Origin of the sequence: Pseudoalteromonas sp. SiA1 (assembly GCF_018732205.1) — a bacterium.
GTDB classification, from domain to species: Bacteria; Pseudomonadota; Gammaproteobacteria; order Enterobacterales; family Alteromonadaceae; genus Pseudoalteromonas; species Pseudoalteromonas tetraodonis.
On record NZ_CP076084.1, the window covers coordinates 192149 to 213603 of the forward strand.

General features: G+C 41.4%; 19 protein-coding genes and 1 riboswitch. Of the genes, 9 read left to right on the forward strand and 10 right to left on the reverse strand.

The genetic code is table 11. The annotated features are described in order from the left end of the window. Window positions 1–353: 353 nt before the first annotated feature. Together typA and KK487_RS00945 are read left to right on the forward strand one after the other, a co-directional pair. A complete protein-coding gene (gene typA / locus KK487_RS00940) occupies window positions 354–2177 on the forward strand; it encodes a translational GTPase TypA (protein ID WP_013463797.1) in 1824 nt (607 codons plus the stop codon). 210 nt (window positions 2178–2387) lie between these two features. Continuing rightward, window positions 2388–2705 carry a hypothetical protein gene (locus tag KK487_RS00945; RefSeq protein WP_016900062.1) on the forward strand — a complete coding sequence of 106 codons (318 nt, stop codon included), beginning with the start codon at window positions 2388–2390 and terminating at the stop codon, window positions 2703–2705. Between the two features lie 159 nt (window positions 2706–2864). On the opposite strand, the gene KK487_RS00950 is transcribed toward KK487_RS00945, so the two are convergent. The 4 genes from KK487_RS00950 to KK487_RS00965 all read right to left on the reverse strand — a co-directional run bounded on the left by KK487_RS00950 (window position 2865) and on the right by KK487_RS00965 (window position 6061). After that, window positions 2865–3596, reverse strand: coding sequence for a CBM9 family sugar-binding protein (locus tag KK487_RS00950; protein ID WP_215521897.1), 732 nt, complete (start codon window positions 3594–3596; stop codon window positions 2865–2867). A 79-nt stretch (window positions 3597–3675) separates the two neighbouring features. Continuing rightward, on the reverse strand, window positions 3676–4101 hold the full coding sequence (locus KK487_RS00955; RefSeq protein WP_016900061.1) for a BLUF domain-containing protein: 426 nt from the start codon (window positions 4099–4101) through the stop codon (window positions 3676–3678). An 88-nt stretch (window positions 4102–4189) separates the two neighbouring features. After that, complete coding sequence (locus KK487_RS00960) at window positions 4190–5281, reverse strand: MBL fold metallo-hydrolase (protein ID WP_128583483.1); 1092 nt, start codon at window positions 5279–5281, stop codon at window positions 4190–4192. A gap of 138 nt (window positions 5282–5419) precedes the next feature. Next, complete coding sequence (locus tag KK487_RS00965; RefSeq protein WP_215521898.1) at window positions 5420–6061, reverse strand: DUF2959 domain-containing protein; 642 nt, start codon at window positions 6059–6061, stop codon at window positions 5420–5422. A gap of 86 nt (window positions 6062–6147) precedes the next feature. Here KK487_RS00965 and KK487_RS00970 point away from each other — a divergent pair, with 86 nt between their 5' ends. Together KK487_RS00970 and dtd are read left to right on the forward strand one after the other, a co-directional pair. Continuing rightward, the gene (locus KK487_RS00970; RefSeq protein ID WP_013463803.1) at window positions 6148–7029 is read left to right on the forward strand and encodes a virulence factor BrkB family protein; all 882 of its coding nucleotides are present in this window, start codon (window positions 6148–6150) and stop codon (window positions 7027–7029) included. Then, the gene (gene dtd / locus KK487_RS00975; RefSeq protein WP_033102725.1) at window positions 7030–7467 is read left to right on the forward strand and encodes a D-aminoacyl-tRNA deacylase; all 438 of its coding nucleotides are present in this window, start codon (window positions 7030–7032) and stop codon (window positions 7465–7467) included. It abuts the gene before it with no gap. Here dtd and KK487_RS00980 read toward each other — a convergent pair. Continuing rightward, window positions 7464–8210 carry a spermidine synthase gene (locus tag KK487_RS00980; RefSeq protein WP_128583485.1) on the reverse strand — a complete coding sequence of 249 codons (747 nt, stop codon included), beginning with the start codon at window positions 8208–8210 and terminating at the stop codon, window positions 7464–7466. The genes dtd and KK487_RS00980 overlap by 4 nt on opposite strands. Before the next feature lie 122 nt (window positions 8211–8332). Between KK487_RS00980 and KK487_RS00985 the strand changes: the two genes are divergently transcribed. Continuing rightward, window positions 8333–9226 (forward strand): bifunctional GNAT family N-acetyltransferase/hotdog fold thioesterase, encoded by an 894-nt coding sequence (locus tag KK487_RS00985; RefSeq protein WP_028835930.1) that lies wholly within the window; start codon window positions 8333–8335, stop codon window positions 9224–9226. 55 nt (window positions 9227–9281) lie between these two features. Here KK487_RS00985 and KK487_RS00990 read toward each other — a convergent pair whose 3' ends face one another. The 5 genes from KK487_RS00990 to dapA form a co-directional block, all read right to left on the reverse strand. Further along, the gene (locus tag KK487_RS00990) at window positions 9282–10313 is read right to left on the reverse strand and encodes a phospholipase A (RefSeq protein WP_033102728.1); all 1032 of its coding nucleotides are present in this window, start codon (window positions 10311–10313) and stop codon (window positions 9282–9284) included. A gap of 177 nt (window positions 10314–10490) precedes the next feature. Next, complete coding sequence (locus KK487_RS00995; RefSeq protein WP_024601192.1) at window positions 10491–11612, reverse strand: succinylglutamate desuccinylase/aspartoacylase family protein; 1122 nt, start codon at window positions 11610–11612, stop codon at window positions 10491–10493. A gap of 5 nt (window positions 11613–11617) precedes the next feature. Continuing rightward, window positions 11618–12823, reverse strand: a complete 1206-nt coding sequence (locus KK487_RS01000; protein WP_024601193.1) for a PLP-dependent decarboxylase — start codon at window positions 12821–12823, stop codon at window positions 11618–11620. Continuing rightward, entirely contained in the window at window positions 12823–13563 is a 741-nt protein-coding gene (locus KK487_RS01005; protein WP_013463810.1) for a 2,3,4,5-tetrahydropyridine-2,6-dicarboxylate N-succinyltransferase, read from the reverse strand. Before KK487_RS01005 ends, KK487_RS01000 begins: the two co-directional genes overlap by 1 nt. 15 nt (window positions 13564–13578) lie before the next feature. Beyond that, entirely contained in the window at window positions 13579–14463 is an 885-nt protein-coding gene (gene dapA / locus KK487_RS01010; protein ID WP_013463811.1) for a 4-hydroxy-tetrahydrodipicolinate synthase, read from the reverse strand. 127 nt (window positions 14464–14590) lie between these two features. After that, window positions 14591–14770, reverse strand: a riboswitch (Lysine riboswitch). Window positions 14771–14957: 187 nt separating this feature from the next. Here dapA and KK487_RS01015 point away from each other — a divergent pair. From KK487_RS01015 to acnB, 4 genes are all read left to right on the forward strand, one after another. Continuing rightward, the gene (locus tag KK487_RS01015) at window positions 14958–15656 is read left to right on the forward strand and encodes a DNA-3-methyladenine glycosylase I (protein WP_128583486.1); all 699 of its coding nucleotides are present in this window, start codon (window positions 14958–14960) and stop codon (window positions 15654–15656) included. A gap of 8 nt (window positions 15657–15664) precedes the next feature. Beyond that, entirely contained in the window at window positions 15665–17074 is a 1410-nt protein-coding gene (locus KK487_RS01020) for a protein adenylyltransferase SelO (protein WP_128583487.1), read from the forward strand. Window positions 17075–17394: 320 nt separating this feature from the next. Continuing rightward, window positions 17395–18459 carry an OmpA family protein gene (locus KK487_RS01025; protein WP_013463815.1) on the forward strand — a complete coding sequence of 355 codons (1065 nt, stop codon included), beginning with the start codon at window positions 17395–17397 and terminating at the stop codon, window positions 18457–18459. A gap of 254 nt (window positions 18460–18713) precedes the next feature. Continuing rightward, window positions 18714–21311 (forward strand): bifunctional aconitate hydratase 2/2-methylisocitrate dehydratase, encoded by a 2598-nt coding sequence (gene acnB, locus KK487_RS01030; RefSeq protein WP_069440233.1) that lies wholly within the window; start codon window positions 18714–18716, stop codon window positions 21309–21311. The last annotated feature ends 144 nt before the right edge of the window (window positions 21312–21455 follow it).

Consider the following 21455-nt stretch of genomic DNA (forward strand, 5'->3'; position numbering starts at 1 on the left):
TTTTCCAAAATGGTGCAATATTTACAAAGCAATAATTGCTTGTAAATTAATCACCTTAGACTAGCACAAAGAAAATGCAAAATACGCAGTAAAGTCGCTTTAAATTAACCCAAAACCATCTTTTTATATAAATATCTAAAAATTAATCATCATAATTAATTATTTTAAAACAATGGGTTAATTATTTTATTGAGAAAGTTTGAAATTTTATTTTGGATAAACTTTCATCCATTCCATTTATAGGGGATAATATGCGCCCTTTTAAATCCTATGCTGGGACATCTCGTGAAAGCGCAGGTGAGAACGTATAGCCCCTGCAGGATCAATGAGATTCAATTTCTCTGAGTGAATATATGAGCATCGAAAAGTTAAGAAATATAGCAATTATCGCCCACGTTGACCACGGTAAAACAACACTGGTTGATAAACTACTTGAGCAATCAGGTACATTAGAAACACGCGGCGGTAATGAAGAGCGCGTGATGGATTCAAACGACATTGAAAAAGAACGTGGTATTACCATTTTAGCAAAAAACACCGCTATCTCATGGAATGATTACCATATCAATATCGTAGATACTCCTGGACACGCCGACTTCGGTGGTGAAGTTGAACGCGTACTTTCGATGGCTGACTCAGTATTACTACTTGTTGATGCTCAGGAAGGTCCAATGCCACAAACGCGTTTCGTAACGCAAAAGGCATTCGCGCAAGGCTTAAAGCCAATCGTTGTTATCAATAAAATTGATAAGCCAGGTGCTCGCCCTGATTGGGTTATGGATCAAATCTTTGATTTATTCGATAACCTAGGCGCAACTGATGAACAGTTAGACTTTAAAGTAATCTACGCATCAGCAATCAATGGTTGGGCTACATTAGATTTAGACGAAGCATCTGATAACATGGAACCTATGTTCAAGATGATCGTTGACGAAGTATCACCACCGGATGCAGATCCTGAAGGTGACTTCCAAATGCAGATCTCACAGCTTGATTACAACTCTTATAAAGGTGTAATTGGCATTGGTCGTATCAAACGCGGTTCAGTTGTACCTAACCAACAAGTTACGGTTATTAGCGCTGACGGGTCTAAACGTAACGGTAAAATTGGTTCAGTACAAAGCTACTTAGGTCTTGAGCGTATTGACACTGACAAAGCTTACGCTGGTAACATCGTAACGGTAACGGGTCTTGGCGAGCTTAAGATTTCAGATACGCTTTGTTGTCCTAACAACGTTGAAGCATTACCTCCACTAAGTGTTGATGAGCCAACAGTAACGATGACGTTCTCTGTAAATAACTCACCTTTCTGTGGTAAAGAAGGTAAGTTTGTAACATCACGTAATATCCGTGAGCGTTTAGACAAAGAATTAGTACACAACGTTGCACTTCGCGTTGCAGACACTGATAACCCAGATAGCTTCCGTGTATCGGGTCGTGGTGAATTACACTTAGGTATCTTAATCGAGAACATGCGTCGTGAAGGTTACGAGTTAGCGGTATCTCGTCCAGAAGTTATCTTACGTACTGTTGATGGTGTGTTAGAAGAACCGTATGAAACACTAACAATTGACTGTCAAGAAGAGCATCAGGGTTCTATCATGGAACAAATTGGTCTTCGTAAAGGTGAGCTTACTGATATGGCCCCAGATGGTAAAGGCCGTATGCGTTTGGACTTTATGATCCCAAGCCGTGGTTTAATCGGTTTCCAAACTGAGTTCATGACGTTAACATCAGGTTCTGGTTTACTTTACCACACGTTCGATCACTACGGTCCGCACAAAGGTGGCGAGCTAGGTGTTCGTAAGAACGGTGTAATGATTGCAAATGCAACAGGTAAAGCGCTAACTAACGCATTATTTAACTTACAAGAGCGCGGCCGTTTATTCATCGGTCACGGTGTTGAAGTATACGAAGGTATGGTTATCGGTATTCATAGCCGTGATAACGACCTTACAGTTAATGCGCTTAAAGGTAAGCAACTTACTAACGTTCGTGCATCTGGTACCGATGAAGCACAAACACTAACACCAGCTCTTAACTATTCACTTGAGCAAGCGCTTGAGTTTATTGCTGATGATGAGTTAGTAGAAGTTACACCTGAGAACATTCGTATTCGTAAACGTCATTTAACTGAAAATGAGCGTAAACGTGCGGGTCGTGCGCCTAAGTCATAATCTATTAATTTAGAATCATGATTTTAAAAGCCGCTGTATTGCAAAATACAGCGGCTTTTTTGTGGATAATAGTTAGCCAGAGAAGAGCGTAAGTCCACAGGTTAAAGCATCGCAGTTGGTTCGATACTGTTAAACAGTTTTTAATATTGAACCTAAAAGAGGTATTAAGTTATTATCAAAGCTATATTTACTATGTGCGTGTGAGCTAGTGTGAATACCGAAAATGAAATTATGGCAAAACTAGAGATAGAACATATTGCTGAACTGCAAAAATATAAAGATGAATTTGAAACGTTAGGAAAAAATGATTGGGGCTTGAAAGATCTCATATCAATTTTTTTACCCTTTATTTTGTTATCAATTGCTAATAGCTTCTATGATATTGAAACTGAAATATTTCAAATAATATGTTTTATTTTCCTTGCTTCAGCTGTGGTGCAGGGAATGATTAGGGAGCAGACCAAAAAAACAAATCGCAGAATTGATTTGCTTCTTAAAATTATTAATCATGAGCAAAAGGGTGGCTGAAATTAGCTTTATTAGGGCGCAGCGCTCTTTATATAAGGAAAAACGTGCTTGAGAATTAAATAATCTATATTGCAAAGTCTCTGTTTTTGTTAATAGGGTATTTTTGTTGGGTTTCGCTTAGCTCAACCCAACCTTCGTTATCAATTATTTAGTTAGTGATTACTTACTTTTCGGTAGCAAAGTGATTTTCCCAAATACATCTGCATCTATAAATCCACGGTTTCTGTCACCGTTCACTGGCTTTACTTCGTGTGAGCCCATAAAGTGCTCACGAACTTTACTGCCGTCCTTATCGCAGTAGGCGAGCATAAAACCAATAACGTGTTTTTCAGTTAATTTAAGCGGTGTATTTTTTGCGCCTTGTTGATAATCATTCGGGTAGAGTTTTATCGCCACTTCCCACGTGATATTATAGGGCGCAGTGGTATTACGCTTCCAGTTACTAACTAAGTGGTCGGTATATAAATGCGCTTTTTTATCAGGGCCATAATCGGCTGCTTGGTTATCAAGACCAATGTGATAAGCAAACGCGGTATGATTAAACTGATGATTCCCACCCGATGCGTCACTATCTATAAACACTTCTAAGGCATCATCATCCCAGTATTTATCAGTTGGATCTGGGTGAGTATCAATCAGCACATCGTCACTAATATCTGCTTGTAAATACAAGTAGTTTTCATCCCATAGAAGACGGTAGCGGCCTTTAAAATCGGCCTCTGGTGAGGGAAGTGCGCCATCCATTAGGTGCGGCATAGGATGCCATGTGGCGCTATCCCATGTACTTTCAGAGACACCATCAATAATAATAGCTGTTGATGTATGACTAACTTCAATAGCCATAAGTGGTTGGGTGAAAAGTAAACTAAAAGCGAGTAGTGTTTTTTTCATTAATAAGCTCATCAATTAAAGATGATTTAGCTTGGCTTAAATAGCAATTAAAAACAATCTCATAGTTGTATTTATTATATTAACTTATTGCCCCAGTTATGCTTGTTTTTAATGCCAACATTAATAAATGCGCGCTTTCACCCGACATTTTAAAAGGGTTAAAGTCAATGTTACCCGAGTATTTTAGATTAAGTAATTCGGTTAGCTGTGATTGCGGCACATAGCCCATTGACCATGTTTCAAACTCTCTTTCGGGAATTTGGGTATAGTTGAGCATAATTACATTGTGGTGGCGTTTGTCATTTAATATTTGTTGATAGGTATTATTAACAGCGGTTCTGGAGCCTTCAAGGCATTGTAAAAAGTACTCATTACTAAAACATAACATGCCGGTGACATTTGTTTTTACATTGTAGGTTCGCGCACTTTGTAAAATATTTTCTATATCTTCAGGCCCAAAACCACTACTTATTTTACTGGCGTAAATGAGTCGCACAAGAAACATAAAACCCCCTGACTGTTTAGTTAATTAAAGATAGTTCAGTGAGGGGGTTATTACTAATTATGTAAACGCATTTTGTGTAAATGACTAATTAAAGCTGGATGCTTTCACCTTCATTTAAAATATACAGAGGGATCTTCGAGTTCATTTTTTTATGCATATGCAATAAGCGCAGTAGTGCTGAATGGCTGCTGTGATCGCCCATCTTCCAACTTGAGTTACCATAGCCCCACGGTATCATTACTTTACAGTTAAGCGCTTGTGCTGCGGTTAAGGCATCCTCAGGAGTGGTATGTACATAACGGTACCAGTTGCCGTTCTCTTTATGGTAATAAGAGGCAATAGGCATTAAGCACACATCGATATCGCCATATTTTTGCTGTATATCGTTAAAGTGTTTTGAATAACCAGTGTCGCCTGCAAAAAATAAAGTGCTGCCACTTTGCTCAAGTAACCAGCCATTCCATAGGTCTTTATTGTTATCTTCATAAATAAAAGGCACTAACACACGACTACTAAAATGATGCGCAGGTAGCGCATGAATGGTTAAATCATCAATTTTAGTTTTTGCATACCATGCCATTTCACTAATGTTAAAGCCACCTGTTGGAAAGTTATCAGCCATGCCAAGGGGGGTTAGGTAGCGAGGCTGATTACCAATTTCTTCAATATCGGCTTTATTGAAATGATCGTAGTGAATGTGAGAATACATAACGGCGACTACGTTTTTCAATTCATTGTCTGTGAGCCAGTCGCCAGGCTTGCGATAAAATCCTGAAGTAAGGCGAAAAGCTAAATCAATAGGCGAGTCAAATTGCTCTTTTACGGGATCAAACACAACTTGTTGGCCATTCGGGGTTTTGATCACAAAGCCTGCGTGTCCGAGCCAACGAATAGTAAAGCCCGCATTAACCTGCGGATTTTTTTGCTGACCTTGATATTGGCAGTTTTCAGCCTCTGTTTCACAAACTAAGTTATTGTTTTTTGGGTAGCAATCAGTTTCACAGCTAACAGGATAACTTTTTTTGCCTGGGTAGAGGTTGTGGTAGCGCCCAGCTTGCTCACCTTGTTGATGAAGTGGAATAACGGTATTAGGGCCAGCAATAACCTCAATATTATTCGCAGTGCTGCATGCAACGAGCACACTGGAGGCGATGATTAAGCTAAGTGTATGTATTTTCATAATTCATTTTTAGTTGTTATTTTTATCTTACTGAAAGTGTAACAAAAGCAGTTTGCTAAAAAAGGACAAAAAAGTAACAAAAAGTGTGTATAAAAAAGCCCGCTATTTTTAGCGGGCTCAGTTTAATAGGTTAAATATTTAGGATTTATTCATTTGCTCAATAAATTTATTTGAGTCTTCAATCGATTTGTTCATATCATTCATTAATAACTGAATATCGCGCTTTAAGTTAGTAAATTCACCTTTGATAGCCGCTACCGCTTGCGCATTTAAGTTATGCTTTAAGTACAATACGTTGTCTTTTAAAGATGATAATACCGGCTCCATTTTACTCTCGGCGCTGCGCATTGAGCGAAGTAACTGGTCGAATTGACGTTGTGTTGCTGCTAACTTTTTGCTGCTTTCACGCTTAAGTGAGGCGCTTTTGTATTGCTCTAACTCATCATTCCACTCATCAAATAAAGCTTCTGCTACGTCTTCAACTTTATTAATGTTACTTGATACTTCGTTTGCCGCTTGAAGGCTTGACTCGTAATCGTCATTAAGCTGATTGTAAGCATCTTGCAACTCACCGCCATCAAAATTAATGAGTGTAGTTAAACGCTCAAGTGCTGATTGAAATTCTTGTTGTGAGTCTTTTGTTTCTTCAACGCGGTCAATCAAAATATCACGCTTATGAACACCTACTTTTTCCATTGCCGAATAATAAGCAGACTGACAACCAGAGATCATCAGCATTAACGCAAGTATGGTTGTCCCTAAAAATGTTTGTTTTTTCATCTGAATTCCTATTTACGAGTGTTAATGCTGTAAATTATGGCCTTGATTGTTATTATAATCAAAAGCTCACCAACAAAGTTAATTGTATGAATGATAAGCTCTCCCATTATAAACAGCAAGTTAAGGCGTTTTTAAAACTGCAACCAGGCTGGTGGATGCAATATTTTAATCGCTGTATTGACGATCAAATAACCATTAATGCAGGGTATTTAGCTTACGTTACTTTACTTTCGTTAGTCCCACTTATTGCTGTAGGTGTGGCAATATTTTCTGCTTTTCCAGGATTTGAGTCGACCCGCTTAGCCATTGAGAGCTTTTTGTTTACTAATTTTGTGCCCACCTCTTCTGGTGTTATTAAAGAGCATATTAGCTCGTTTGCCAGTAATGCCAATCAAATGACGGCAGTAGGTATTGGCTTTTTAGCAGCCATTGCCTTGCTACTTATTCGTAATGTAGATGCCACGCTAAACCGTATTTGGCGAGTAAAGAAAAAGCGCCCGATGATGATATCGTTTGCCGTATATTGGATGGTACTCAGCTTAGGGCCCGTGTTACTGGGCGCCAGTATCGGTGTAACCTCATATATTGTGTCGTTGGTATCGTTTGCCGATCAGGGGATCCCAGGGTTTAGTGGTTTCTTGTTAAAGCTACTCCCTTATGCGATCTCTATGGCCGGTTTTATTATGCTTTACACCTTAGTGCCTAATACTCGCGTTTCGTTTAAAGCAGCCGTTCCCGGTGCGCTATTTGCTGCCATGTTATTTGAGCTAACCAAAAAAGGCTTTGCTTTGTACATTAGCCATTTTCCATCATACGAAGTGATTTATGGTGCGGTAGCAACCATTCCTATTTTATTTGTATGGGTTTACTTGTCGTGGGTCGTGGTGCTACTAGGCGCTGAATTCACCGTGTGTATTAACATGCAGCATTACAATAAAAAAGATCAACAAGCAGAGGATACAGAGTAAATGCAGGGATTAATTCAACGAGTAACACATGCTAATGTGGTGATAGACCAACAGCTTGTCGGTGAAATTAAACAAGGCATTGTATTATTGCTGGGGGTGGAAAAAGAAGATGATGAAAGCAGCGCTGATAAACTATTACACAAAGTCACCAATTACCGTATTTTTAATGACGAAAACGATAAAATGAATCTCAGCCTTAAAGACATACAAGGCGAACTGTTAGTCGTATCGCAATTTACGCTCGCAGCCAATACAAAAAAAGGCATGCGGCCTAGCTTTTCATCGGCAGCTACACCAGACCAAGCGCAAGCGCTATATAATTACTTTGTAGAGCAGGCTAAATTACTCGGTATTAAGGTCGCGACCGGTGAATTTGCAGCCGATATGCAGGTGAGTTTATGTAACGATGGGCCGGTTACCTTTAATTTAACCGCTTAACGTGCTTTTTTTACAATCACAATATGATTAACAAAGCCGGTAATTTTTTGAATACTAATAGCCTTCCCAAATACAGTCAGTAGTACATGTTGTAACTGAGTGAGTTGTGATGAGTGCTGCGATAAAAAGTTAATAAATAAGATGCCCTGTTGATCAAGTGCATCATAAATTGTTTGATAAAAGCATGAATCAAATAAAAATCGCGGGGCGTCTAATTCACTAAATAAATCTAAAATGACCCAGTCCATATGCTCTGCTGATTTTAAAATTGTTTGCGCATCCTCGCAATGAATCTGTTGTTGTTCACTGGGGGCAAAAAATTGTTGATAACAGTCAATAATATGGGGGCTTTTCTCTACTGAAGTAACCTGCACTTGAGGATACTGTTCTAATAAGTAATTACGAATGGCACCGCCACCTAACCCCAGTTCGAGTACTTTTTTAGGCGCAGGTAGCTGTTGCCAAGCCGTTGCTAAATAAGCAAGGTGTGGAAACAGTAATGCATGTGGTTTTGCTTTTAAAATAACAGACTGCAACGTGTTATTTATGAGTAGCCAGCGAAGTTGTTGATACTCTCTTACTTGTATGTGCTCACCATGTTGATTATGCCAATAAAGTAACTGACCTAGCGATGAACTATGCTCAATAAAATGTTGGCTGATCAGGCCACTACTGCAATGGATATATTTATTCATGCTATTGAGCATAAACCAGCAGAGGTAAATCGCAACGGCTTTTGTCATTAATTTTTTACAGCTGTTTTCTCAGCACCAAAGTCTTATTTGCAGTTTTATCCAGATCGAGTATGGTGTTTTTCACAAAATGCACAGCGTAATATTTTACATTTTTAATTTATGGAGTATGTATGTTTCAAGTGAGCACCCCACAAAGTAGTGAAGACTGGCAAGCCTATTACCAATTACGCTGGCAGGTTTTACGTGCCCCATGGGGCGAACCTCGGGGCTCTGAGCAAGACGATTTAGAGCAAGAGGCTGAGCATCGCTTCATTAAAAATAAAGCGGGTGAAGTATTGGGTGTGGCTCGTTTGCACTTTAATAATCAGCAACAAGCTCAAGTACGTTATATGGCGGTTGCAGAGGGTAACCGTAATCAACATATTGGTAGCCGCTTGTTACATGAACTCGAAAAAATAGCGTGGAATCAAGATGCTGATGAATTAGTGTTGTTTGCTCGCGAACGTGCACTGGAATTTTATCAGCGCCATGGCTATGAAAATAAAGAAAAAGCACATTTGGCTTATGGTGATGTACAGCATTATAAAATGGTTAAGCTCAAACCGAGTGAACCAGGTTGGTTTCGCCACCCAAATTGGACTCAAGTACTGCAAAACACATGGCGTGAATCAATCCCCATTAGTGATGCAATGGGAATAAAAGTTGAAAGTTACACAGATTGGCAATTTACTACTCGTGCAGATTTAAATGCTAACTTAAATTTACACAACACTATGTTTGCGGGCTCTATTTATAGCCTAGCTACATTAACGGGTTGGGGGGCAACGTATTTAGCATTAAAAGAAGCCGGGCTTGAAGGGAATATTGTGTTAGCCGATGCCAACATTAAGTATTTAAAGCCACTAAATACTGACCCTAAGGGCTGTGTGAATATTCAAACCTGTAAAGGGAACTTAAATGAGTTACAAGATGCGGGTAAAGCAAGTTACCTAGTGCCGGTAACCATTTTTGATGGTGACGAGGTGGTTGCTCAATTTGAAGGGCAGTTTGTGGTTAAAAAATAATAAGAATAAACGAAAAAGCCAAGCGAGTTGCTTGGCTTTTTTTTATAAGCATTTTTTACAGTAAATCTGTCAGTAATATACCCACACCAAAGCGTTCAATATCGGTGTTATAGTCTATCAAGCTCTCGCCATAGCCATTAAAATATTGTGCGTAGCCGCGAACTCTTCCCCATAATGGGAATGACCAATCAAGCTGAATTGCCCCGCGGTTATCTGAATTTAAATTATTGCGAGTCATAAAACTAAATTCATGATCGTTAAAGCGATACGCGCCACCAAATTCAAAGTAACCCATGTATTTATAGATATCTGGGTTATCGTCACCTCGTGCATCTAACGGCGCAGGCTTTTTGTTTTCAGGAATGCGATACCAAGGTTTAAAGCTAAATACAAAGCCGTCTTTTTCCCAAATGAAATCGGCATAAATGCGATTCCAAGAACGCGAGTTTGGCTGACTACGACCATTAGATTGGTGCGAAATACCAATGGCTATTGCCATTTCATCGCCCCATAAAACGTTTTCAGGATCTAAGTAATTAATCCAAAATACTTCTGGCTCGTAGTTGGTTTCACGAAAAGGGGAAGAAATATCGTCGTTATATACTTGCCAGTATGACTGCAAAGTAAAGCCAAAAAATATCGCCTGGTCTGAGTCAGCAAACTCATCATACAAAGGCACTTTAATTGATAGCTGATATTTAGCTTCTAGGTTATCAAGTGGGTCGCCATCTTTTTTATCGGTTAACTCTGCAAATCCATCAAACGGGCGAGTGTTTGGGTTCGACATATAAGAAACAGGTAAAATATAATTACGTTTATGCGGGGTAATTACATTACGATTTTTTTTACCAACCGCCTCACGGGCTTGGCGTTTGTCGATAGCCGTTAGCTGCTTGCTTTCTTCAACGGCAGAACACTTTTTACGTAATTGATCGAGGGTTTGCTTACCGTCTCCACCGATCACTTCATTTAAAATACATTGCTTTACCAGCTCAAGTTCATTGTTTTGCTCGTTATTCGCTGTTTCTTCAGCGACAACGGTTGTGCTGAGTAATGTAGAAAGTAGTATCCAATGGCGCCAACTCATTATAATTCCTTTGTAAGTGAGGGAAGTCAGTATTTTGCTAATTATAGCGCCTTTTTAACACATAAACGGTGAATTTTTCCTGAATTTTAATACTTTAAAAAGAAAAGCGACCTAAGTCGCTTTTACTGTGTAACTAGTTGTTTACTAGCTAACTCTCACGCAATGAGAAGGGGTGAGCTAAAGCTCAAAGACGTTAGTAAAAAATTTATACAGCTCGGTACCTTGATTCACACTCGCTGAGGCAAAATGCAATATCGCAATTGCATCTAGATCAAAGCTTAGAGTTTGCAGCGGTTGTTCGCTTAAATAGCGCTCCATGCGCAGTATTTTAGCAATGGGTTCTCCAGCTTTAACATGCCCGCCAAGAGGTGCTAGGTATTCGACCATGCCACCCATGGGGGCGTAATAAGCAATATAATCATTTAGTTGGCAGCCATATCTTGTCATCAATTTTGGCTTGTAGGGGGCATCAACAAATACTTGCTTATGATTTAAATAACTTAAAATACTATTGGCATCGTCTAGTGCCGCGCTTAAATCGATTTTTTCTTGGCTGCCAAGCTCTACCGTAAAGGCTTCAACTTGCACGTTAAATTCACGCCCTTGCTGAGCAAGTTGCTCACTAAGCTGCCACCATGGACAAAAGCTTGCTTCATCCATTGCGCCATCAAAGGCATTAGGAATAACCAGCACATGGGGAATATTAAAGTAACGCGCGCTATCGGTCGCATACTCAGGGCAATATAAGTGCTGACTAGAAATAGGGCCGGTGTGTAAATCTAAAACTATATCTGCTTGATGCGCCAATTTTTGTAAGTTTAGCGCAATCCGTTTCCCCGTTGTTAAACGATAATCAGGGCCGTTGAGTTGTTGCTCAACGTCATTAATTAACGCGGCTTTAAAGGCTGTTTTCAGAATCTTATCATCGGCATCGCTGAACTGCTGTGCAAACTGGGTCGCCAGTTTATTATTGCAGTGATACATGCGATTCCAATTAGTCCCCGTAATGGGATCGAATCGGCCAAGGGTAAATTCCCCCGACTTTTGATTACAGCCAATGGGGTTAGCGTAAGGAACTAAGGTAATATCACCTTTTAAATTAAGTGTTTTTAGTTGCTCAAGTAATTGGTAAATTACCGCGTTGCCTTGCACTTCTGCGCCATGCATATTTGCTTGTACATACACACTTGGGCCGGTGCCATCGCCTTTTAAACGATACACAGGAATAGTCAGTGGTAGTCCGTTTGCGACTTCGCCAACTACAATGTTTTCTTGGCTTATAGCTATGGTGTTATTCATCTTTTTTATCTCAAGTAGTGGCTTGCATCTTCTGCTTGTCGCACGCAACTCAATACGCCATTGTGGATAACATATTCACCGGCCAGCTCATGGCATAAAAAGTACGGCATACTTTCGGTAAAACCGTAGGCACCGCATTGACTAAATACTAGCCAGTCTTGCTCATTTAAATCACTGGGTAATTGGTGCTCTCCTAAGCAATCAAGTGCAGTACATAAGGGGCCGTATAGGCTCATTGCTTGATTTGCTGCGTTTGAATCTCGTAATAAACGCGCAGGGAAATCTTGACTGGTGACCGCAGGGCGCAATAAATGATTAATGCCGCCGCTCATAATCACCTGTTGTTGGCCGTAATTTAGTTTACGCTCAACAACAGGTGTGGCGTAGTGGCCGCATTCGCCTACAGCGTAGCGACCTAGTTCCATCCATAGCTCAGTAACCCCCGCATCGCATTTAATTTTTGCAAGCGCCTCTATGAGTGCATCCCAACTTAGAGTGGGCGTATCAAGCGTATAGGGAATACCTAAACCACCACCTAAATCCAGCACCTTGAGGTTAATATTTAAATCCTCAGCAAGTTGCCTTAACGGCGTAATCATTTGTGTCCACAGCTCAGCGAGTTTGTCGCTGCTAAGCATGTTGCCCCACTGAAAAATATGCAGACCGTCAAAATTAAGTGCACAGTAGTCACTGGTATTTAGCGCCTGCCACTCGTCGCACCCTAAGCCAAATGGAGTAAGACTATCGCCCCCTAGCGGGTTTTTATCACCCTCGGGCCAGCGTAATTGTACCCTTAATAAAACCTGCAACTGGCACTGCTGAGCAATCGCTTGTTCGTTGAGCCAACGTACCTGATTGAGACTTTCGGCCACAAAGGTACGCACGCCACGCGCAATAAAGTGCTTAATTTGTTTAGGGCTTTTTGCAGGCCCCGTGTTGAGCACGCGTTCACTGTTAATTCCTTGAGCAAGGACTTGCTCAAGCTCGCCTTTACTGGCGACATCAAAGTTAAAACCAGCGTTATTTAAGCGTTGGATCACGCTAGATAACGGGTTCGCTTTAACTGCATACCAGAGTTTTACCTCGGTTTGTGCCACTAAACGCGTTAAATGTGTGTTTAGTGAATCAAGATCATAAACAAAAAAGGGCGTATCAAGCTCAGTTGCTAGCTTATCAATAGCGGTTTTAACGGGCGTGCTCAAAAAGGTCATTAACGTAAAACCTCTTCAAGCAATAATGACGCATCACTTTGCTCGTCACGGTATTTAACAATTAACGCACACGACATGCTTAAGCCTTGCTCGCGCGCCCAATCGTTTGACGCAGGGCGAGATCCAGGGATCACAATCGCGTATTCAGGGATTGCTTCGCCTTTATCAAGCTGGCGCTCATTTACGCAGTCATAAACAGGGATGGTTGCAGATAAGCGAACACCTGGGGCAAGTACCGCGCCTTTTTTAACTACCACGCCTTCAACAATCACACAGCCTGCACCAATGAATGCATCGTCTTCTATGACCACAGGGCTGGCACCAATGGGCTCAAGTACTCCGCCTAATTGTACCGCTGCGCTTAAATGCACATTTTTACCTACTTGAGCACACGACCCTACGAGCGCGTGGCTATCTACCATAGTGCCCTCGTCAATAAATGCACCAATATTTACGTACGCAGGTGGCATAATAATAGTGCCTTTGGCAACATGTGCACCACGGCGCACACTTGAACCACCGGGTACCATGCGAACGCCTGCTGTGGCTTCAAAGCTTTGCGGCGCTAAGTTATGTTTATCAACAAAACCGCCAGCAAACTCGGTGTTTTGACCGTTTTTAAAGGCTTCTAAAATGCCTTGCTTTACTTCTACGTTAGCGTGCCATTGGCCGTTTTCGTCTTGTGTTGCTGCGCGAACCGCGCCCGTTTCTAAATTATTTAATAGTTCTAACCAGTTCATTATAAAAACCTGTATTTAATGCCAAGATAAAATGGTGTTGTTTGCCGATGAAATGTCATCTGTGTGTGTCAGCTCAAGGTGTGTTAAAGGTGGGCGTAAATACGGACTGCCAATACGCCCTTGTAAATGCATTAACACTTTGACTGGGATAGGGTTGGCTACTGAAAATAAGCTATTGATAGCACTAGACCACTGGACAAAAAGATTAGGGTGTTGGCCGCTTAAACTGCGCTTTACAAACTCATGGGTTTGCACTGGCCATGCATTGGCTGCAACCGACACTAAACCTTTTGCACCTGCTTGGGCAAAATAAGGCATGAGGGCATCGTCACCACTAAAAATGGCTAGTTCAGGCGCTGCTTGTCGATAGGCTTCAAATTGAGAGATAGAGCCACTGGCTTCTTTCAGTGCCCATAAATTTTTATGTTGTTTGAGGTTTTCAATGGTTGCAATGGGAATGCTAACCGCACTACGTCCTGGTACGTTATAAAGCATACAAGGATGAGAACTGGCATTGAGTAAGCTTTCAAACCAATGCGTTTGCCCCACTGCACCGGGTTTGGCATACAAAGGCGAGCCGAGTAAAAAACCATGGATAGGCAGCTGGTTGCAGTAATTAACCCATTCAAGCTGTTGCTTTAAGTTACTACCGCCTACCGCAACCATAAGGGGGACGCTCGGCTGTAATTGGCAGACATGCTCTACGATGGCTTGCTGTTCTTTGAGGGTAAGGGCTAACCCTTCGCCGGTGCTACCTAGCAGTAAAATGCCATTGTTAGCGGCTTCTTGTTCGGCCACCAAGGTGTCTAAGGTTGCGTAATCAACTAGGCCATTTTGATCAAATGGGGTGATCAGCGCAGTCCATAAATGGAAATTGTTAATATTGAAGTTGTTGATCATCTCTCACGAACTTATAGGGCATTCGTCGAGTTTTTGGCGGGTATTTAGGATGCCTGACTCTTTGAATGTGTTTATAATTCGAAGAGCGAATGGGCTTAAATAATAGGGCGCACGGCCTTATTATACTAAGACCAGAAGCTCTCCACCAAATATGTTATTGGTGACAGTCGCTAGGATTCAACCTAGTCGCCCGAAGCAACCTTTCACAAAAAAGTGTTACCTCTCGGCGTTAATTCCCCTCACGTATGCTCAATGGAGTTTGCGCTCCTAACATACGCTACCTGAATAACGCACCTCTTCCAGCCCTTTGCACTTGCTATTGAAAAATCAATCAGCAAATACAATGTAATAGGGTAAGTGTGGCGATTAAACCACTTTAGCCGTCTAGGTGTCAAGTGACTAAATATAGATAGATTCATCCTGATTGACAGTTATTACGTATTAGCTGCTTTTCTCGTACACTAGTACTATTGTCGAAGTAAGGTATTAAGCAGATGGAAAAATTTAGTGATATTTATAAGCGAGCGGTAGAGCGAAAGGGCTCTGAAAAAATGCTTAAGTTGTTACTCGCAAAACCTTTATCAACAAAGCAACTCGTCACATTAAGTGATGATGATTGGCTAGAAGAATTTACTCGGAAAGTTTTTCAAAGTGGTTTTTATTGGTCGGTGATCAACAGTAAGTGGGCCGGATTTAGAGAGGTTTTCTGGGACTTTAGTGTTGAAAAGCTATTGATGATGCCACCGGATATGCTTGAGCAAAAAGCCAGTGATGAGCGGATTGTACGCAACTATAAAAAAGTAAAAACTATTACTGAAAATGCGTATATGATCCACGAAGTTGCAGAGCAATACGGCAGCTTTAGTGAGTTTATTGCTAACTGGCCAAGTGAAGATATTATTGGCTTGTGGGCGTATTTAAAAAAGCATGGTGCAAGGCTTGGTGGTAATACCGGCCCTTATGCGCTGCGCGCCTTAGGAAAAGATACTTTTTTACTTTCAAGAGACGTAGAAAGCTATTTGCGTGCCCATAAAATTATAGATGGCGGATTACAAACTAAAAAGTCACTAAGTGCGGCGCAGGCATTCTTTAATGAACTGCAGCAGCAAAGCGGCTTAAGCATGCAAGAGCTAAGCTTAATTGTCGCTTATGGTGTAGGCGACAATCGCGTAGGTATCAGCCAAAAACAATAGGATTAATTATGAAATTAGTGCCAAGGTATACCGACATTGGTGAGGGGTTTGCAATTAGCGATCATCCAGCCAAGGTGACAGCGCCACAGTTATTGTTATGGAATGAGCCCCTAGCTAAGCAATTTAATATACAAGTGGATGCAGATTCCCGAGCAAATATATTTAGCGGTAATGAACCCCAAGCGATTTCTCCGGTGGCACTGGGATATTCTGGTCATCAGTTTGGTCACTTTTCACCGCGACTAGGGGATGGTAGGGCGCATTTGCTCGGTGCGATTAGCGATGATAAAAATCAGCTTTGGGATCTGCAATTAAAAGGCGCTGGTGCTACGCCATTTTCGCGCGGAGGCGATGGCCGCTGTGCATTAGGTCCAGCTATTCGTGAGTACGTAATGAGCGAAGCTATGCACGCGCTTGGCATTCCAACAACGCGTTGTTTAGCCGTGGTTGGCAGTGGCGAAACCGTCTATCGCAACCCACCTCAACCAGGTGCTATTGTAACCCGACTCGCCAGCAGTCATATTCGGGTGGGCTCGTTTCAATATTTAGCCACTCAAGGTGACGTTACTAGCCTAAAAAACTTAGCCGACTTAGCCATTCAAAGACACTATCCCGAGATTAACAGCACTGGCGCTCAGCGTTATTTAGATTTTTTAGCTGCAGTGATCGCCAACCAAGTCAAATTAGTCGTAAGTTGGATGAGGGTGGGGTTTATTCATGGTGTTATGAACACCGATAACACCTTAATTAGTGGTGAAACCATAGATTACGGCCCATGTGCCATGATGAACCAGTTTGATTTTGATACCGTGTTTAGCTCTATTGATAAACAAGGGCGTTATGCGTTTGGTAATCAGCCAAACATGGCAAGTTGGAACTGTGCCCGCTTAGCAGAGAGTCTAATAGCGCTGATCAGTGACGATGACGAGCAAGCGGTGGCAATGATGACGCCTTTAATTGAGGGCTTTTCAACGCAATTTAACCAACAATTTAGCGCGATGTGGGCGCAAAAGTTAGGGTTAACAGTCGCGGATGATAAAGATAATGAGTTGGTGGGGGAGTTACTAGGGTTATTAAAACAACACCAGCTTGATTATACCAATACTTTTAATGCACTCACTGAGTCGTTAAATGGGCAAGCTGAAATACCATCAGCACTTACCTCTTGGGCACAGCAATGGCAAACACGAACTAATGAGCACAGCTATCAAGTGATGCGACAAGCCAATCCGAGCGTGATCCCACGTAACCATATTATTGAAGATATTATTACTCAGTACACTACGCATGGGGATAGTGAGCTACTCAGTCGTTTTAGCAAAGTGATGGCGAGCCCTTACACAAACCATGTGCAGGCCACAGAGTTTCAAACGCCGCCCGAAGATGATAAGAATTATCGTACTTTTTGTGGTACTTAAGTATGATTTTTTGCATTTTAAAATGAATATAAAAGGTCATTTTTTACCCCAGCGACGTTCATTCATAGAGCAAACTATGAACGGGTGATACCATAACTCCATAAAAGCCAGTGATCGTGTGGGGTTTAAAGCGATTGTTTGCTTTTTGAGCTAGCCTGTGTTCATCGACATTTTTTATGAGCTAGTTTTATTATCCTAGATATTGAAAAAATATATTTGCGTTAAGTATTGATTAACAAAGACTCAGTTACTGTATAGGTAAGTTAGAAGAGCTAGCAATGCTTAGCTACATTTTTAGTTGTTAAAATGGGAAGAAAACAATGAAATTAAAATCACTTACAATGGCTATTGCGTTAGCTGCAACTAGCGCATCTACTTTCGCAGCCGAGCAAGAAGGCTTTTACATCGGTGCATTCGGCGATTATTACGATGCTTCGTGGAAAAACATGCGTGAGCAAGCTGGCCTTGACGTTAATGAGTCAACAGGCTGGGGTGCTGAATTAGGCTACCGCTTTAATGATTACTGGAGTGCGCGTTTAGAGTACGCAGACCTAGACTTTAATGCTCACGACAAAGTATTGAACAACCGCAACGATATTGACGGCGAACGTTACGGTATCGATGCACTTTACCACTTTGGTGGCGGTCCTTTCTACGGTTTATTTGGTCTGAAAGATATTGATGTTGTTGATGACAACACGTTTGTAAACGCAGGTGTAGGTTACCGACACTTTGTTACAGACAACTTTTTTGTTAATGCTGAAACCAGTGTTTACCAAGGTTTAGACAAAGGCTACACAGATGTTGGCGCTAAATTAGGTATAAACTACTTCTTTGGTCAAAAATCGGCGCCAGTAGCACCGGTTGAGCCTGCACCACAGCCAGAGCCAGAAATTGTTCCTGTGCCGGTAGCACTTGCTGATACAGATAAAGACAGCATTCCTGATGTAGATGATAAATGTGCCAATACGCCTATGACAGATGCTGTTGGTAGCGATGGTTGTACACTTTATGAAGATACTGAAGTAACAGTAAGCTTGTTAGTAACATTCCCTAACAATGACTCGTCAGTTTCACAGCAGTACTTAAATGATATTGATGAAGTAGCGACTTTCTTAAAAGAGTACCCAGATACAACAGTGCTTCTTGAAGGTCATACGTCTGCAGTAGGTAAAGCGTCTTACAATAAATGGTTATCTAAAAAACGTGCTGATGCAGTAGCTAAAAAGCTAATTGCTGATGGTATTGCAGAAGATCGCATTACAACGGCAGGTTTAGGTGAAGAACGCCTTAAAAATGAAGCGAATACGGCAAAAGCGCATGCTGAAAACCGCCGCGTTGAAGCACACGTAAAATCTATTAAACGTGTAAAAGTATTACGTTAATAGTCTCATTATTGAGTAAAAACCCAGCTTAGGCTGGGTTTTTTTATGGCTGTTAATAAGTATTCATGAAAGTTGATTTTATGAAATCCACTATTCATATTATTAATAATCGCTATAACTAGCTGCCTAAGTGGATGGATTTTAATCTATGCACAAAAGCTTTATAATCGAGCGTTAGAATACTATAAGTATTGGGTTATGGTGTGTTTAGTAAACACCACCGAATACTTTAACGTCACCAAGAGGGCAATACTGTGCTACAAGAATATCGTAAACACGTAGAAGAACGTGCCGCGTTAGGTATCGTACCAGCGCCATTAGATGCTCAGCAGACGGCTGATCTTATTGAGCTAATTAAAACGCCACCGGCAGGTGAAGAAGAGTTCATCCTAGAACTACTGATCAACCGCGTACCACCAGGTGTTGATGATGCAGCCTACATTAAAGCAGGCTTTTTAGCGGCTGTTGCTAAAGGTGAAGCTGTTTCTCCGTTGATTTCTAAAGAAAAAGCAGCTGAGTTACTAGGTACTATGCTCGGTGGCTACAATATTGCTCCAATGGTTGAACTACTTGATGACGAAGCGTTAGCGCCAATTGTAGTAAAAGGCCTTTCGAACACATTATTAATGTTTGATGCGTTCTACGATGTAGAAGAAAAAGCAAAAGCAGGTAATGCATACGCCAAGCAAATTATAGAGTCTTGGGCTGCTGCAGAATGGTTTATCAATAAGCCAGCCGTTGCTGAAAAAATCTCTGTTACGGTATTTAAAGTCACTGGCGAGACAAACACCGATGATTTATCACCAGCACCAGATGCATGGTCACGTCCTGATATTCCGCTTCATGCATTAGCCATGCTTAAAAATGAGCGTGATGGTATTAACCCTGACAAAGACGGTGAAGTAGGTCCAATCACTCAGCTTGAAGAATTAAAAACTAAAGGCTTACCACTTGCTTACGTAGGTGACGTTGTTGGTACAGGCTCTTCGCGTAAGTCTGCAACAAACTCTGTGCTTTGGTTTATGGGGGATGATATCCCATTCGTACCAAACAAGCGCGTGGGTGGTGTATGTTTAGGTAACAAGATTGCGCCTATCTTCTTCAACACAATGGAAGACTCGGGTGCGTTACCAATCGAATTAAATGTTGATGAATTCAACATGGGTGACCAAATCGACATCTATCCTTATGAAGGTGTTGTGAAACGTCATGGTACTGATGATGTGATCTCTACATTTGAACTTAAATCAGAGGTAATTTTAGACGAAGTTCGTGCTGGTGGTCGTATTCCATTGATCATTGGTCGTGGTCTTACAGACAAAGCGCGTACATCATTAGGTTTAGGCGCAACTGACGTATTTAAAGTACCAGCAGTGACTGAAGTATCAGACAAAGGCTTTACGCTTGCGCAAAAAATGGTTGGTAAAGCATGTAACGTTGCCGGTATTCGCCCTGGCCAATACTGTGAACCTAAAATGACCACGGTTGGCTCGCAAGATACAACAGGTCCTATGACGCGTGATGAGCTTAAAGACTTAGCCTGTTTAGGTTTCTCTGCAGATTTAACAATGCAGTCTTTTTGTCATACATCCGCTTACCCTAAGCCAATCGATGTAAACACGCACCATACGCTTCCTGATTTTATTATGAATCGTGGCGGTGTATCGCTTCGCCCTGGTGATGGTGTAATTCACTCATGGTTAAACCGTATGTTATTACCAGATACCGTAGGTACGGGTGGTGATTCACATACACGTTTCCCATTAGGTATTTCATTCCCAGCAGGTTCGGGGGCGGTAGCGTTCGCAGCTGCAACGGGTGTAATGCCACTAGATATGCCTGAATCAATTTTGGTTCGTTTTAAAGGTGAAATGCAACCGGGTATCACTTTACGTGATCTTGTACATGCTATCCCTTATTTTGGTATCAAAGAAGGCCTATTAACGGTTGAGAAGAAAGGTAAAATCAACGAATTTTCTGGTCGCATACTAGAAATTGAAGGGGTTGAGCACTTAACGGTTGAGCAAGCGTTTGAGCTATCCGATGCATCTGCAGAGCGTTCAGCTGCTGGCTGTACTGTTAAGCTTTCTAAAGAGTCTATCAGCGAATACCTTGAGTCTAATATTGTTATGCTTAAGTGGATGATTTCTGAAGGTTACGGCGATGTACGTACGATTGAACGTCGTGTTACTGCAATGCAAGACTGGTTAGCAAACCCAGAGCTAATGGAAGCTGATAAAGACGCAGAGTACAAACACGTACTTGAAATCGACCTTGCTGAGATTAAAGAGCCAGTACTGTGTGCGCCAAATGATCCTGATGATGCACGCCTACTTTCTGATGTGACAGGCGAGAAAATCGATGAAGTATTTATCGGTTCTTGTATGACTAATATTGGTCACTTCCGTGCTGCAGGTAAATTACTCGATGGCTTTAAAGGGCGTATCCCAACACAGCTTTGGGTTGCTCCACCAACGAAAATGGATAAAGACCAACTTACAGACGAAGGTTACTACGGTATTTTTGGTCGTGTTGGTGCACGTATTGAAACGCCAGGGTGTTCACTGTGTATGGGTAACCAAGCACGTGTTGCGGACAAAGCAACGGTTGTGTCTACTTCTACACGTAACTTCCCTAACCGTTTAGGTACAGGGGCAAACGTATTCTTAGCATCAGCAGAGCTGGCAGCAGTAGCAGCAATTTTAGGCAAATTACCTACACCTACTGAGTACCAAGAATACGCAGCGAAGATCAATGCAACGGCAGCAGATACCTACCGTTACTTGAACTTTCACCGTATGCCTCAGTACACTAAAAAGGCAGACAACGTAATTATTCAGCAAGCTGTATAATTTATAGAGTGTGTTTAAAAAACCCGCTTTGGCGGGTTTTTTATTGTCCAAATAAAATATTAGATAGTTAATGCTTAATTCGTTGCATGATTGTATTAACTTTCGTTAAATGTCGTCATTGATATGGTTAATAAAGCAAAAAAT